Below are 16,164 nucleotides of genomic sequence, written 5' to 3' on the forward strand. Positions count from 1 at the left end.
TAATTATACTGATTTGGTATAATTAATAGAATTCTTCGCTTGCTATTGTGAAATTGCATTATATTTGCCCGGTTGCTAAGAGCTTGAGATTGTTAAGAAAAACAGGCTTTCGAAGCAATTTTTGAAAATATAAAACCAAACCATACAATTGATGAACCAGAACTACAAAACAGCCATAAAAGCCAGTATTGAGGCAGGAGAGGCGATCATGCAAATTTATGTAAAGGATTTTGCAGTTGATTACAAACAGGACGAGTCGCCCCTGACCGATGCCGACAAGGCTGCTAATGAGGTTATCATGGAGCACCTGATGCCTATTGGAATCCCTGTAATCAGTGAGGAAAACAAACAATTGCCATATGAAGAACGTAAAGGCTGGACATCTTGTTGGATAGTGGACCCACTTGACGGTACAAAGGAATTCATCAAGAAGAATGGAGAGTTTACTGTAAATATTGCATTAGTGACTAATGGTGTGCCACAATTTGGTGTAATTTATGTCCCTGCTGTAAATATGGTGTATTATGCCGATGCAGCTACAGGTACTGCCTATCGTGCTGAAGTCAAAGATACCTCTGCAGATGTTGAAGAAGTGTTAAAAAATGCAGTTGCCATTGGCCCGGCAAGGGACGATAAGGCGATGAGGGTGGTAGGCAGCCGGTCACATATGAGCCAGGATACATTGGAGTATGTAGATGGCCTTAAACAAGTTACGGATAAGGAAATAGAGATTGTTTCTAAGGGTAGTTCACTTAAATTTTGCCTTGTTGCAGAAGGTAAAGCTGATGTTTACCCCAGGTTTGCCCCTACCATGGAATGGGATACAGCTGCAGGACAGGCCATCTGTAAGGCTGTTGGCGTTTCTGTCATTGATTGGGGAACCAAGCAGGAAATGCAGTATAATAAAGAGAATCTTTTAAATCCGTATTTTTTAGTGTCATATGAAGGATAATTCACACAAGCGGCATTTAGTTAAGGCGGTTAGCTGGCGTGTAGTGGGTACTATTGATACCATGCTGCTTAGCTGGCTGATTTCCGGAGACCCAATGATAGGTGTCAAGGTAGGCTTCTCTGAAGTATTGACCAAAATATTGCTCTATTATCTTCATGAGCGGGCGTGGTTTAAAATTAACCTTTCTAAAGACGGGATATTACGCGAAAGCCGCAAGCGCCACCTTGCAAAAACTGTTAGCTGGCGTATGGTTGGGACAATCGACACTATGATACTTGCCTGGATTATTTCGGGTAATCCTCTCACAGGATTTAAAATCGGCCTTTCGGAAGTGATGACTAAAATGACGCTTTATTACCTGCACGAAAGGATTTGGTATAAAGTGAAATTCGGCCTGCCTAAAGAAAAGATTGAAGAAATGGAAGCAGTAAAGGCTGCTAAGCAAAACGGCAAGATATGAGCGAAAATATTGTAATGCATGATTATGTGGTTTCGAGAGAAATGCGAAATCATAAGAACAAACATAAATCGGTTGTATTATGGTTTACCGGCCTTTCCGGCTCAGGGAAATCGACTATTGCTAATAAGGTTGAAGAAGCGCTTTTTCTTGACGGCCTTCAGACCTATACACTGGATGGAGATAACATCCGCTCAGGAATAAATAAAGGGCTGAGTTTCTCTGAAGAGGACAGGTATGAAAATTTAAGGCGTATCGCAGAAGTGGCAAAACTATTTGCAGATGCGGGAATGGTCACGATAGGAGCTTTTGTATCGCCTTTGCATAAAGACAGGGAATTGGTGAGAAACATTGTTGGCGGGGCCGATTTTGTGGAAATCTTTGTAGATACCAGCCTGGAAGAGTGTGAGCGCAGGGATGTTAAGGGCCTTTATAAAAAAGCCCGTGCCGGTGAGATTAAGAACTTTACAGGCATAGATGCCCCTTACGAGAAGCCTGTTAATCCTGATGTTTTAATCGAAACTGAAAAGGAATCTATTGATATGGCAGTTAAAAAAGTAGTTACATTTGTAAAGCATAAACTTGAAATTTAAAGCAATGAGCAAATATTATTTGAATTACCTTGACGAGTTAGAGTCCGAAGCAATATTCATTCTTCGCGAAGTATGGGCACAGTTCCAAAACCCCGTAATCCTTTTTTCAGGCGGTAAGGACTCGATTGTTGTAACCCATCTGGCTAAAAAAGCTTTTCATCCTGCAAAAATACCTTTTGCTCTATTGCATGTTGACACCGGGCACAACTTTCCGGAAACGATGCAGTTCAGGGACGATCTTGTAAAGGAGCTGGGTGTAAGCCTGCTTGTGGGATCTGTACAGGAAGCTATTGACAAAGGCCGCGTTACTGAGGAAAAAGGTAAAAATGCAAGCCGTAACGTGCTTCAGATTACAGCCTTGCTTGATGCTATAGAAAGTAACAAAATCGATTGTGCCATTGGCGGTGGCCGTAGGGACGAGGAAAAAGCAAGGGCAAAAGAGCGCTTCTTCTCTCACAGGGACGACTTTGGCCAATGGGATCCTAAAAACCAGCGTCCTGAGCTTTGGAACCTGTTGAATGGCAAGCATTTTATGGGTGAACACTTTAGGGCATTCCCTATCAGTAACTGGACTGAAATGGATGTTTGGAACTATATTAAGCGTGAAAACATTGCAATACCCTCCCTTTATTTCGCACACGACCGAGAAGTTGTGTGGCGTAATGACAGCTGGATACCAAAATCGGAATATCTTAAACTGGATGGAAGAGAAGAGGTTATCACTAAAAGGATACGTTTCCGTACCCTTGGAGATATTACGATTACAGGAGGTATTGAATCTGACGCAGATACACTTGCCAAGATTGTGGATGAAGTTTCCACTATGCGCCATACCGAAAGGGGTAACCGTTCTGATGACAAACGTTCAGAATCTTCTATGGAAGACAGGAAACGCGAAGGATATTTCTAAGAGGAAAGCAAATTACCAATCCATATTTAATAAATTGTACAATCTAAGCCCGAGCTTACAACTTATACTTCAATACAATGAGCATTGACAATAATCAGCTATTACGATTTACAACGGCAGGAAGCGTTGACGACGGAAAAAGTACCCTTATAGGACGCCTTTTATATGATTCCAAATCTATTTTTGAAGATCAATTGGAAGCCATTGAGGCGACCAGTAAAAGAAAAGGGCACGGAGGTGTAGACCTTGCGCTTTTTACAGACGGACTCAGGGACGAGCGTGAGCAGGGTATTACTATAGACGTGGCGTACCGCTACTTTACAACACCAAAGCGGAAGTTTATCATTGCAGATACACCGGGACACATACAGTATACACGTAATATGGTAACCGGAGCTTCTACCGCCAATGCAGCCATCATCCTCATCGATGCGCGCCATGGCGTTATAGAGCAAACCAAAAGGCATGCTTTCATTGCGTCGCTCCTGCAGATTCCACATATCATTGTATGTGTAAATAAGATGGATCTTGTTGATTTTTCTGAAGAGGTTTATACGAAGATTGTTTCGCAGTTTGAGGAGTTCTCCTCAAAGTTGAATGTTAAGGACGTACATTTTATTCCAATCAGTGCGCTTGATGGCGACAATGTGGTAAACAGGTCTGAAAGGGCCGACTGGTATCAGGGATCCCCACTTTTGCATGTGCTTGAAACTCTGCATATCAGTAGCGACATTAATAAGATTGATGCACGATTCCCCGTACAGACAGTTATCAGGCCACAGCGTGAAGGGTTTATTGACTACAGAGGTTATGCGGGAAGGATTGCAAGCGGAATATACCGTGTTGGAGATGATGTTGTAGTGCTTCCTTCAGGATTTACTTCAAAGATCAAGTCAATAAACGCCGGTGAGGTTGAAGTTGATGAGGCTTTCGCTCCAATGTCGGTTGCCATACAGCTTGAAGATGATATAGATGTGGGACGTGGCGATATGATCGTAAAGGCGAACAACCAGCCTGAATTATTCCAGGAATTCGACGTAATGCTTTGCTGGTTAAATAACAATCCAATGAAACCGGGTGCGAAATATACGCTTATGCATACTTCGAATGAGCAGCGTGCAATTATAAAAGACGTAATTTACAAAGTCGATATCAATACCTATGAAAGGATTACCGACAATAAAGATCTTCAAATGAACGATATTTCACGAGTAACCCTGAAAACAAACAACCGTTTGATGCTTGACTCATATCGTGAGAACCGTATTACAGGAAGTATCATCCTTGTTGATGAAGGTACCAACGAAACGGTTGCTGCCGGTATGGTTGTTAACTAATATGGCTAACCTGACTTAAGAATACTTTGTGTTTTTGAGGTAGGCTGCCCGCAATAATTCTCCTGAATATTTTAATACTATAAAGTGTCGTCCAAGGAAAAAACATTAAAATCTAAAGCAAAAAATGCTTTAGCCTGGGATCTTGCAGGTTCCTTTTTGAGGCAAGCTGTTAGTTTAGGGATAACTATTCTTTTAGCCCGCCTTCTTGCTCCGGAGCAATTCGGTATTATTGGGATGAGCCTTATATTTATTACTGTTACCCAGGTGTTTATAGACGTTGGGTTTACAGATGGCCTGATTCAGAAAAAAGACGCAAGTGATGTTGCATATTCATCGATTTTTTATATCAATATCGCTATAAGCGTACTTTTAGCAGTAATAATTTTCTTTGCGGCCCCTTATATCGGTGTATTTTATGAGAATGCCCAGGTTACTGTCGTTTTGCGTTGGCTTTCTGTTGTTCCGGTCATTGGAGCTTTGGGTAAAGTCCACGGTACGATACTTGTAAAAAACCTGAATTTTAAATCCCTTAATATAAGGGACATTGTCGCAACTATTGCCGGTGGTATAGCCGGAGTAATAGCTGCCTTCAACGGGCAGGGAGTGCTTAGTTTGGTTTGGCAGCAAATCGTCACTGCTCTTGTAGGGACAATAAGTTTATGGTTTAGCTCAAACTGGCGGCCAAAACTTATTTTTTCGCTTGCTGAAGTTCGTGCGCTTTTTTCTTATTCCAGCTATATTTTCCTCGATCAGTTCATGAGGAATGTTTTTGACAGGATTGACACACTTTTTATAGGTAAAGTATTTTCTCCTGCAATATTAGGTTTTTACACGAGGGCTGAATCGCTAAATGCTCAGATTAATTCTTATTGTTCCAATAGCCTTCGTAAAATTGTTTTTCCTATTTTAAGTACTGTACAGGATGATGATGAACGTTTTAAAACGATATATTTTAAGGTATTTAACTTAGCATCTGTCGTTTCGTCATCAATTGCGGGAGTCTTATTCTTTCTATCGGACAAGATCATTTTGGGTCTTCTCGGAGGTAAGTGGGCACCAAGTATAGTCATTTTCCAGATATTGGTTTTCAAAACGCTAACTTCTCCTTTCGGAGCTTTATTAAGCAAAGCATTGTTGAGCAAAGGCTTTTCCAAAGTAAAATTTAATCTTAGTATCGTGCAAAGGTTAATAATGTTTACTCCTTTGACGTTGGGTTATCTTTATAATGATATTACAGTATTCGTAATTATAATGGTTATTGCCAATGTTGTAGCTTTTATAGTTAATGCATACGTAGTATATCGTTATCTCCATCTTAGCTTTGCAAAACAACTTTCGGGCTTTTTTGTGCCATTAGTTCCGTTATTTGGCTTATACATAGGGTACAAACAACTTTTTCCGGAGATAAGTTCATGGATTTTAGCTATTATATTTATCGCTTTACAATGGATATTTTTTATAGCAACCAAGAATGCAGGCTATCAATTTATTCTGCATGAACTTAAACCAATTGTCAGCAAAGTGAAGAATTCAATGCCACAATTTTTAAAAAGGATTTATCGGTGAATTTCCTTTACAGTTTCTTAAATGAGTATATAATCGTGCTTGAAGAATATAACTAGTGTTTAAGGCTTAATTTTTTATGGATTTACAATTAAAAATATATTTATTTCTTAAGAGAAGGATTGGAAAAATACAGGAACAGCATTATAAGAAATTGTATAACTTAAGTTCCAGCGTGCGACTACACAATCCGTTAATAACAACTTTGAAAGGTAATATTAGCATTGGTCCACACACATATATTAATTCGGGAAGATTCTTAACGGGAAAAGAATCCAAAATAGTGATTGGTGAAAGCTGTGCAATTGGCCATAATGTTACAATATCAAGTATCACGCATGATTTAGCACAGCCTACAGGTCCTAATATTAAACATATCGAGAGTGATACGATCATTGGTAATAACGTATGGATAGGCACTAACGTGTTTATAAAAGAAGGTATTATTATTGGGAATAATTGTGTAATAGGCGCAAACAGCGTAGTAACTAAAAGTTTTCCGGACAATTCAATTATTGGGGGAATTCCTGCAAAATTAATTAGGACGCTGTAAATGGAATATACCAAAATTATATGGATGTACTGGCATCAGGGTTTTGAACAAGCACCTGAAATTGTTTCACGCTGTGTGGAACAATGGATTGTGATGCATCCTGACTGGGAAATAAAATTGCTTGATCAAAACTCTGTTAATCAATATGCCGGGCCTTTGCCCATAGCGGAAAATGTTCTTAATAAACTTAACCTAGCCCACAGGTCTGACCTTATAAGGACGCAATTATTAATAAAATATGGTGGAGTTTGGGCCGATCCTACTACTTTTTGTACCACAAGCCTGAATTCATGGATTCCGGAATATTTGTCAGGCGGTCTTTTTATGTTTTATAAACCAGGGAGAGACAGGATTATTTCCAATTGGTTTATAGCTGCAGAAAAAGACAATATGATTTTGAAAAAAATGTTTAAGGAATTATGTGAATATTGGCAGAATAACAAATTTAAGAATCATGGTTCCAAAGTTTGGTATGAAGCTTTTTGTAATCGCTTGCTAAATCGTTCCCTGCCGCTTACAAAATTATGGTTCACGTTCTTATTTAAAAAAGTCTTAAGGATTTACCCTTATATGGTATACCACTATAAATTTTACCAAATTATTAGTTCAACAAAAAAATATGAATCGATTTGGAATTCAGTCCCTAAGTTTTCAGCACATATACCTCATAAACTTCTTCATTTAGGCCTTTTAAAACCATTAACTTCAGAAGGTAAGGATTGGATAGATCAAAAAAAGTCTCCCATCTTTAAACTAACATGGAAATTAGGCGTTCAAGAGTTTCCAAAGGGATCATTACTGAAATATATATTTGAAAATGAGTAATATTAAACTATATCTCCACGTTGGAACTGAAAAGACAGGCAGTTCCTTTCTTCAGGCATTGCTATCACAAAATAGGGATAAACTTTGGGCGAAAGGAATACATTATCCTTCAGGGGGTAAGTATGAACGAGGAATGAAGGCCGGTAGAATATCTCCTGGTAACGGTAAGTACCTTTGGGAAATACTTATGAAGAAGGACTGGAATAGACTTAAACATTTGTTGCAGGGATATAAAGCAGAGGCAGAAAAAAGGAATAGCAGCAAAATACTCATTTCAAACGAAAATATTGTAGAAGCATTTTCACAGGAAGCAACGCTTTATGAATTCACAGAATGTTGTAAAAATTTAAGCATCGATATTTCCGGCATGCTATTGGTTTTGCGTGACCCTGTAGATCAGGCATTATCCCTTTATAAGCACAGAGCTAAAAGTGGAAATATTGCAAGTATTGATAAGTGGCTTGAAGAAGGATATTTTTTGCCCCGTTTTTTATTTGGTTTTTTCCAAAATGTAGAAGAATCTAAAACTCACCTTCTTGTTCAGAAGTATCATAAAAACAGTGCTATTCTTTCAGAATATTTTTTTAAGGACTGGTTAGGAATAGAGGTACCTCCACATTCAGATGATACTTCTGTCAATCCGTCACTTACCTTGTCGGAATTACAGGTAATTAAGCAAGTAAAGACAATCAGTCCAAATTTGGTGCCGTTTTATTATAAGCGCATGCTTACAATACCTGTGAAACAAAAGGCCGAAGATAAGTTTCTTAAAAAGAAATACTTATCGGTAATATCTTCATATTTGGTAAAATATAATTCTTTGTGGAATCATTGCAATGATATGATTTTTAATAGTGATAAGCTACAACTTCCAGTAGGAGAAGATATTATTCAAGATAGCGGATCGATATTATGTTTTTCGGAAATACAAACTGAAGCATTTGTTTTGTTGATGAAGGAAAGCAATACCTTACCCTACAAAATTGATGTTGCTTTTAACCAGAGAATAAGGCCAAAGCTTGCTAAAATTAAATGGGCTGTTATAGATTATATTAAAAAGGGAAAATAAAATGGGCGATAATAAAAAAAGCAAAGTAATTTGTATCGGATGGCATAAAACAGGCACTACAACTATGGGAGAGGCGCTTCTCCTTTTAGGTTATAAAGTGGTTGGTGCGAGATTGGATTTTGCCGAATCACTATTAGAAAGTGATTATACTAAGGTTCTGAAGGAAGCTGAAAAATTTGAAGCGTTTCAGGATGTTCCATGGGCAGCTTTATATAAAGAGCTTGATGCCGCTTTCCCCGGGAGCAAATTTATTTTAACTATTAGGGACGAATCGAAATGGATTAAGAGCGCAGTAAAACATTTTGGAAGCAGGGATATATTACTGCACCGATGGTTGTACGGAAATGGAATGGCAGCGGGAAATGAAGAATTATATCTTGAGCGTTACAGAAGGCATAATGCTGAAATACTGCAATATTTTAAAAACAGGCCTGATGATTTCTTGCTGTTATCTCTAGAAAATGGTGATGGGTGGAATAAATTATGCCCATTTTTAGGCGTACCTTTGCCGTCTGTGAAATTTCCTTACGCAAATAAAGCCAGACATAACTACACCTTTAGAGAGAAATTTTACGCATATTTCAGAGATATTATACCTGTGTCTTTAAGAGTTAGAATTTTAATGTTTTTTGCAAAGAAAAATAAAAGAAACAGGTTTAATAACTATTATGAAAATAAAGTTAAGTAAACAATTAAATTACGGATTTAATTAACTAAAATGATATGAAAATATTATTTGTTCTAGCGCAGGCTTTCGATCCAAACGCAGGAGGTGTGCAGCGTACTACTTTTACATTGGGAAAACATTTTAGTGAAAAAGGATTTGACGTAGCCTATTTTTCTTTTTCTAATAAACATCAAGCTAAACCGCAGTATGGTCGTTTGTTTTTTGTTATAGCTGCAGGGGGGAGCGCTATAAAGGCTAATAAAGCCTTGTTTATAGAGAATTTAGAAAATTTTAAACCTGATTATGTTATTAATCAAGCTCCTTATGACAAGAATATCCGTGATTTATTGTCATACCACAGTTTTTTTTTAAAGTATATTAATTTAGCGTGTATACATAATTCATTATTTAGTTTTAAGAGCAATGTAGAGGATATTCTCATGTCACGATTCCCGACATATTTAAAACTAATAATTACTTCCAGGATAGTAAAACTAATTGCCCAAAGAAATCATTTAATTAAGCATCGAAAGGAATTAACAGATATAATAAGCAAGCATGACAAACTTATATTGTTGACCCCTAAAAATATTGAAGAACTGGAATATTTTTTAGGCAAGAACTATCCTAAAGAAAAAATTATATCAATTCCCAACCCAATCGCTATTTTCGAGAACCAATTAGATGAAAAGGAAAATGTTTTACTTCATGTTGGCAGAATCAATATACCTCAAAAGCGATCAGACTTATTGCTAAAGACCTGGGAGTTGTGCTATGATCAATTGCCTGGATGGACTTTTATAATTGTTGGTGACGGCCCATATCTAACTGTTTTGCAAAGAAAGATTGAAGAAAAAAAAATACCAAGGGTTATAGTGACAGGATTTCAAAATCCTGAAGAGTATTATCGAAAAGCGAAACTATTTATGATGCCCTCAGCATACGAAGGGTTGCCAAATACTATACTTGAAGCGCAAAGCTATGGGTGCGTTTCTTTTGCATTCGACTCCTATGCTGCGATTGGCTGGATTGTTAACGACAAACAAGATGCACTATTATTACAACCCTTTGATGTCAAAGCAATGGCAGAATCTATAATTGATTTAGCAAATAAACCTGACAAATTATTAAAAATGCAAAAAAATGCTCTCAATAACGTAAACAGGTTTGCGATTGACACAGTAATTAACAGCTGGATTAGCCTATTTGATGAGACAAGAAAATAATAGACATAATGTACCTTACCTTTTAACAATGGTAGCCATATCGCCTGCCATAAGTTTGTTTTATCTTATATCTAATTTTGATTGGAAGGTCAAAAAGCCTTTTTTTATATTCCTAACAGTTCTTTTTGGAGCTACAATTTTGCTTTCAAGTTCCGATGGGGCTGTGTTGAAAGAACTTGTATATATACATTATATTAATTTGCCGTTTAACCAATGGCTGGATGAACTAATTCAGATTCTCCAATTCAAGCAACCATATGGAACAAAAGGAGATGTTTTCAACCACTTGGTTTCTTACATTTCCGGGACTCTTCTAATGCTACCAGAAACTTACTTTTATTTAGTTTCTTTTGTCTATGCATATTTCTTTGTGAATAGTTTGGAAAAAATATTGAATAGACCTACAATAGGACATAAAGGAATTTTATTTTGGCTTATAATTATAATTTTTGTTACTTATCGTTTTGTGGATAATCTCCAATCCGTAAGGACATGGACTGGTTTGTGGGTCCTTTTTTACGGAACATATTGTTTCTACACAACGGGGAAGAAAAAATATCTTTTAATAATGTTGATGGCCCCACTATTTCATATTGCTTACTTTATTATGGCGCTGCCTGTTTATTTGAGTATTATTTTAAAGAAAGTGGATTTCCGAATATTAGTTATCTTCTATATCATGTCTTTTTTTATTACAATAAATCACGAAGCGATTGTTAAACAGCTTGGTAGTACCGACATTGGAGCTAATAAGATTGATGCTTATTATGACGAAGATGGCGGTACAGATATTTCTCAAAGGAGGGTATCAGGTACCTTTTATGCTGTTTATGGCAGGAGTTGGTCCCAAATACAATCACCCCACATCCTCATCTTTGCTTTAATATTATCAGGCTTTATAACTAGAAAACGCTTAACTGCCATAGAATATGGTCTTTTTTGTAGTGCCTTACTATTATCAATAACTGCTAATTTAGTGTCTTTTATTGGTGCTTTTTATGTCCGGACAATGACAAATGCAGGGATATATGTGACGGCTGCAACTGCTTTATTGGCCATGAGAGGGGCTTTTGATATAAAAAGCACAGGACATTTAAATTTATTTCAGAAAACTGCTTTATGGATTGCTTTATTAACCTTTATTCCTTATATTATATACGTAGTCGCTAACATGTTCCAATTTACCAGCGCATATATGATAGTGTTTCCAATAGGAGGTTTTTTTGGCGATAATATTTCAATCGGCCAATTACTAAAACAATTTTTTTAAATTTATGAGTATAAAAAATCAATTTATAAAATCCCTTAGCAATCTGGTTGGTTTTTCAACCAAGAGAAAAATTGTGGTTATTGAATCTGACGATTGGGGAAGCATCCGTATGCCTTCTAACGAAATCAGGCAAGAATTACAGCAAAAAGGTATTCCACTAGGCGAGGGTACTCCAGGATACAGTTACAATTTATACGATACATTAGCTTCTGAAGATGATTTGAGCCATTTGTTTGAAGTACTTTCGAGTTTTAGGGATAAGAATGGAAGGCACCCTGTATTTACAGGAATGAGTTTAGTTGCAAACCCTGATTTTGAAAAGATAAGACAATCTGGGTTTCAAGAATATCATTATGAGTCTTTTACGGAAACATTAAAGAGGGAAGGTAAAAACTCATTCAAACTTTGGAAGGAAGGAGAAAAAAATGGAATTTTTTGGCCTGAATTTCATGGAAGGGAACACTTGAATGTTCCTGTATGGCTAAGAAGCCTACAAATGAATGATGAAAATACATTGAGAGCTTTTGACTCTGGAATATGGGGCTTTAAAAGGAAAGGCATCAATTACCAAGCTGCATTTGACCTGGAATTCAGTACTGATTTGGCCTTTCAGAAAGAAATCATTGCTGATGGGTTAAAGCTTTTTAAAGAAATACACGGAAGAGAAGCCAGTCTTTTTGTGCCGCCAAATGGACCTTTTAACGAAAGCCTAGAAGAGGTGGCGGCTAAGGGAGGCATTAAATATATGTCTGCTGCTAAAATTCATAAACAGCCTTTAGGAAATGGAAAGATGAAGAATAAATATCATTGGCTGGGACAAAAAAATAAGCATGACCAAATATACATAACAAGGAATGCATTTTTCGAACCGTCTAATCCTTCCAGGAATTGGAATGCAGATTGCCTCAATGATATTCAAATCGCATTCAGGTTTAACAAGCCTGTGGTAATAAGTACGCACCGGGTTAATTATATTGGGTCATTGGATGTTAATAACCGGGATAAGGGCTTGAGAGAGCTGGGAAGTCTCTTTAAAGAAATCCTGAACCGTTGGCCGGATGTCGAATTTATGACGTCAACGGAATTAGGGAATTTGATGTCTGGCAAATTAACATGATGTAATTTTATTATAAAACATGATTCCGATTGTAAAAAAAGACCTGTATAGGTATTTTCCGCAAAAATATTCTTTCAGAATATTGCTGAAAGGCATGAGGTCACAAGGATTCCGCTATATGTTTTTTCGTAGGTTGAGAGACCATTATGGGAAAAAGTCTTTTATGGGAATTATCTCTTTTTTTTTTCTTCGGCACTATACCTACAAGTATGGTTTTCAAATAGGAGGCAAGATAGGAGCAGGTTTTTACATAGGCCACTTTGGTACTATAGTGATAAGTAACCTGGCAGTTATTGGTTCCAATTGTAACATTGCTCATGGAGTTACAATAGGTGCGGCCCGGAGGAGTAAAATGGGTGCCCCGAAAATAGGTAGCAACGTATGGATGGGTGCGAATTCTGTTATGGTAGGTAACATTACTATAGGAGACGATGTGATGATAGCACCAGGGGCATTTGTAAATTTCGATGTGCCTGACCATTCTCTGGTAATTGGAAACCCTGGTAAAATTATACCTAAAGATATTGCAACGGAAGGATATATCAACAATATTTTAGAGGACTAATGTTATTATCAAACTATATATCACAAATACCCGGATACCATACAAACCGTAAATTGATTGTGATTGAGTCAGATGACTGGGGAAGTATCCGTACTTCATCAAAAGATAATATGGACAAACTAGGAAGCAGGTTTACCCATTTCTGTAAAGATCCCTATTTTTATTATGACAGGCTCGAGAATGTTTCTGATCTTGAATCACTTTACGAGGTACTCGCATCTGTAAAAGACAGCAATGGCCGTCCAGCGATTTTAACTGCAAATACAATTGTTGCCAATCCGAATTTTGAAGCAATACAAAAAAGTGCTTATTCAGACTACAGTTACGAGTTATTTACCGACACATTGAAAAAACGGGATGGTAACCTGCACGTATTTGACACAATAAAAGAAGGGATGGCAGCAAAAGTTTATCGGCCGCAGCTACATGGACGGGAGCATTTAAACGTTAATCAGTGGTTAAAAGGACTAAATGAAGGCCACACCGAACTTTTGGCGGCATTTGAGCATCACATGTTTGGCGTTCCGTTAAATCAGCGGATAAATATGCGAAGAAATGTCATGGCTGCGCTTGACTTTAATGATAATCATGAAATAAATTTACACAGGGATATACTTTTTGCAGCTCAAAATCATTTTGAGGAATTATTTGGTTTCCGGTCTATTACATTCATTGCGCCAAGCTACATTTGGCATCCGACCCATGAGCAATTTTTGCAGGACATGGGAATATTAGGGATACAAGGCCTGCCATATCAATATATCCCTAATCCGGGTGGCACCTGGTACAAGAAGAAATTTCGCTACACGAAACGTGAAAAAGATAATCCCGTGGCATTGGTACGAAATGCATTCTTTGAGCCGTCTCTTGATGATACGGGAAAAGATACCGTCGCGGAATGCCTCAGAAGGATATCAATAGCGTTTACAATGAAAAAGCCAGCCATAATTGGGAGCCACCGGCTAAACTATATTGGGAGCCTCTCTGAAAAAAACAGGGAACATACCTTAACTTTGCTTCGTCAATTATTAAAAGAAATAGTTACAAGGTGGCCATCTGTTGAATTTGTTAGTTCCGACGAACTCACCAGACTTATAAAATATAAGATTCAATTTTAAATTACAATAGGATGAACACTCCAAATTTTTTAATAGTAGTATCTCAAAAAGCCGGTACAACATCTTTGCATGATATACTACGTATGCACCCTGAAGCGAATATGTCTGAAGTTAAAGAAATAAATTTTTTTACTTTGGAGCAAAAATATTCGAAAGGGCTGGAATATTATCGTCACTATTTTAAGCCTCAATCGGAGGATCAGAAGGTTACTGGAGAATCTAGCCCAGGATATATATGCCATCCGGGTGTGGCGCAAAAAATTAGACAAGACTTGGGGCCTATCAAAATTGTGATTATATTAAGAGACCCCATCAAGAGAGCGCTTTCCCAATATTGGGATAATAGAAGGCACTTGAGCGAAGCCTTGGAATTTGAAGAAGTGGTTGATAAGTATATGGACGACACCTATCTGCCCGAAAGGCTTGGTTATATTAGTCGGGGTGTATATGTAAAATATATTATGCAATACGAAGCTCTTTTCGGTAGGGAAAATTTGCATATAATGATACTGGAAGACCTCATTGCAAATCAAGAGGAAGAGCTAAGAAATCTATATAGATTTTTGAGCATTAATGAGACACTTGGGTTGCGGTTACTTCCGAAGGCTTCAAACAGTTCTATGATATGGACAAACCCATTATATAGCCTGATGTTCAAAAACCCACATTATACTAAATATTTGCCTAAGAGGCTGAGGCGGTTTTTCTTTTTTGGCAAGGCAATAAACTATAAATACCAGTTGCCTAAAGAGAGTGTGATAAAAAAACTAACTGATTTTTATTCTCCGTGGAATAAAAAACTTGAGCAATATTTAAACAGGAGCCTGGACTCATGGCTATAAAAAAATGGATAAGAAAAAGAGTGTTACTTTTCCTCACCCTCCTGGATTAGGCGGGCCGGGTAGTTTTCAAATACGATTTGAAAAAGCTATAAAAGAAAAAGGTTATAGTGTTTCCTATGCAAAAGATAAAAGCAAGCCCGATGTGATTTTTATCGTTGGTGGTACAAAAAAACTGTTTTGGTTGCTACGCAAAAAACTTAAGGGTGTTCCTATAATTTACAGACTTGACGGAATCAATTGGCTACACAGGAAAAAGAAGTTCAATCTGCGGAGCTTTTTAGTAAATGAATTTAGGAATTTTCTTAGTAAGTTTATTCATGCTTTTTTAGCTGATTATATTATTTATCAAAGTGAATTTGTACGCAATTGGTGGGACAAATCTGGATACAGGCGACATAAAAATTATACAATAATTCATAATGGAGTAGATCTTGAGGAATTTAAACAGGAAATACCTGATTATGCTAATAGGAGATTGGTTATATTGGAAGGAACTATAGACTATACGCCATATGCTGTGAGATTATTGAATGAGTTGGCCGAAAAGCTTCCTGATGAAGTTGTTATAGATCTGTATGGAAGTTTTGAAGACAAGTCAAATAGATCTAAAATTGATTCCAGGATAAATTATCACGGTCCTATACCTAGGCAGGATGTTTCTAAGGTGTTAAGCAATTGTGTTTACTTATCGTTGGATATTAATCCGGCATGTCCAAATACTGTTTCCGAGGCATTGGCGAGTGGCACACCTGTTGCGGCTTATGATACAGGAGCATTGATCGAACTTGTAGATACAACTTCAGGAATGGTAATTCCTTACGGAAGTAATCCATGGAAATTAGGTTATCCCAATCCGGACCATATGGTAAATGCTATATTGCATATATATGAGGACTGGCATCTATATTCACAAGGCGCACGCCAAAGAGCGGAGAAACACTTTGACATAAAGGATATGACGGAAAAATACCAGTCTATATTAGATAAATTTTTATAAAGGTCGTTTTTGGATTAAAAATATCGATTTGATGATGAAATCTTACAATAGTTTAACTCGCCTGTGAGCTGTCTTTAAGACAAAACCAGATAAGACAAAACCA

General features: G+C 37.2%; 17 protein-coding genes. All 17 read left to right on the forward strand.

Annotated elements, in window-relative coordinates; all coding sequences use genetic code 11:
* Positions 1-151: 151 nt before the first annotated feature.
* The 17 genes from cysQ (at position 152) to OGH69_RS11395 (ending at position 16,061) form a co-directional block, all read left to right on the forward strand.
* Positions 152-952 carry a 3'(2'),5'-bisphosphate nucleotidase CysQ gene (cysQ, locus tag OGH69_RS11315; protein WP_265174580.1) on the forward strand — a complete coding sequence of 267 codons (801 nt, stop codon included), beginning with the start codon at positions 152-154 and terminating at the stop codon, positions 950-952.
* Positions 942-1,412, forward strand: a complete 471-nt coding sequence (locus OGH69_RS11320; protein WP_265174581.1) for a DUF2061 domain-containing protein — start codon at positions 942-944, stop codon at positions 1,410-1,412. Before cysQ ends, OGH69_RS11320 begins: the two co-directional genes overlap by 11 nt.
* The gene (gene cysC / locus OGH69_RS11325; RefSeq protein WP_265174582.1) at positions 1,409-2,002 is read left to right on the forward strand and encodes an adenylyl-sulfate kinase; all 594 of its coding nucleotides are present in this window, start codon (positions 1,409-1,411) and stop codon (positions 2,000-2,002) included. Before OGH69_RS11320 ends, cysC begins: the two co-directional genes overlap by 4 nt.
* Before the next feature lie 4 nt (positions 2,003-2,006).
* A complete protein-coding gene (gene cysD / locus OGH69_RS11330; protein WP_265174583.1) occupies positions 2,007-2,912 on the forward strand; it encodes a sulfate adenylyltransferase subunit CysD in 906 nt (301 codons plus the stop codon).
* A gap of 77 nt (positions 2,913-2,989) precedes the next feature.
* The gene (locus tag OGH69_RS11335; protein ID WP_265174584.1) at positions 2,990-4,249 is read left to right on the forward strand and encodes a sulfate adenylyltransferase subunit 1; all 1,260 of its coding nucleotides are present in this window, start codon (positions 2,990-2,992) and stop codon (positions 4,247-4,249) included.
* An 84-nt stretch (positions 4,250-4,333) separates the two neighbouring features.
* Positions 4,334-5,815: a lipopolysaccharide biosynthesis protein gene (locus tag OGH69_RS11340; protein ID WP_265174585.1), complete on the forward strand. Its 1,482-nt coding sequence runs from the start codon at positions 4,334-4,336 to the stop codon at positions 5,813-5,815.
* A 76-nt stretch (positions 5,816-5,891) separates the two neighbouring features.
* The gene (locus OGH69_RS11345; RefSeq protein ID WP_265174586.1) at positions 5,892-6,365 is read left to right on the forward strand and encodes an acyltransferase; all 474 of its coding nucleotides are present in this window, start codon (positions 5,892-5,894) and stop codon (positions 6,363-6,365) included.
* Complete coding sequence (locus OGH69_RS11350; protein WP_265174587.1) at positions 6,366-7,190, forward strand: capsular polysaccharide synthesis protein; 825 nt, start codon at positions 6,366-6,368, stop codon at positions 7,188-7,190.
* Positions 7,183-8,259: a hypothetical protein gene (locus OGH69_RS11355; protein ID WP_265174588.1), complete on the forward strand. Its 1,077-nt coding sequence runs from the start codon at positions 7,183-7,185 to the stop codon at positions 8,257-8,259. Before OGH69_RS11350 ends, OGH69_RS11355 begins: the two co-directional genes overlap by 8 nt.
* Before the next feature lies 1 nt (position 8,260).
* Positions 8,261-8,947 carry a sulfotransferase family protein gene (locus tag OGH69_RS11360; protein WP_265174589.1) on the forward strand — a complete coding sequence of 229 codons (687 nt, stop codon included), beginning with the start codon at positions 8,261-8,263 and terminating at the stop codon, positions 8,945-8,947.
* Between the two features lie 35 nt (positions 8,948-8,982).
* Positions 8,983-10,152 (forward strand): glycosyltransferase, encoded by a 1,170-nt coding sequence (locus OGH69_RS11365; RefSeq protein ID WP_265174590.1) that lies wholly within the window; start codon positions 8,983-8,985, stop codon positions 10,150-10,152.
* Positions 10,136-11,422, forward strand: a complete 1,287-nt coding sequence (locus OGH69_RS11370) for an EpsG family protein (protein ID WP_265174591.1) — start codon at positions 10,136-10,138, stop codon at positions 11,420-11,422. Before OGH69_RS11365 ends, OGH69_RS11370 begins: the two co-directional genes overlap by 17 nt.
* 4 nt (positions 11,423-11,426) lie before the next feature.
* Positions 11,427-12,539 (forward strand): polysaccharide (de)acetylase, encoded by a 1,113-nt coding sequence (locus OGH69_RS11375; protein ID WP_265174592.1) that lies wholly within the window; start codon positions 11,427-11,429, stop codon positions 12,537-12,539.
* Between the two features lie 19 nt (positions 12,540-12,558).
* Positions 12,559-13,104, forward strand: coding sequence for a serine O-acetyltransferase (locus OGH69_RS11380; RefSeq protein ID WP_265174593.1), 546 nt, complete (start codon positions 12,559-12,561; stop codon positions 13,102-13,104).
* Between the two features lie 110 nt (positions 13,105-13,214).
* On the forward strand, positions 13,215-14,222 hold the full coding sequence (locus OGH69_RS11385) for a hypothetical protein (protein ID WP_265174594.1): 1,008 nt from the start codon (positions 13,215-13,217) through the stop codon (positions 14,220-14,222).
* A gap of 11 nt (positions 14,223-14,233) precedes the next feature.
* Positions 14,234-15,064 (forward strand): sulfotransferase domain-containing protein, encoded by an 831-nt coding sequence (locus OGH69_RS11390; RefSeq protein WP_265174595.1) that lies wholly within the window; start codon positions 14,234-14,236, stop codon positions 15,062-15,064.
* A 4-nt stretch (positions 15,065-15,068) separates the two neighbouring features.
* Positions 15,069-16,061, forward strand: a complete 993-nt coding sequence (locus OGH69_RS11395; protein ID WP_265174596.1) for a glycosyltransferase family 4 protein — start codon at positions 15,069-15,071, stop codon at positions 16,059-16,061.
* Positions 16,062-16,164: the final 103 nt, after the last annotated feature.

It is taken from the genome of Flavobacterium sp. MFBS3-15, from assembly GCF_026107645.2.
Lineage (GTDB): Bacteria > Bacteroidota > Bacteroidia > Flavobacteriales > Flavobacteriaceae > Flavobacterium.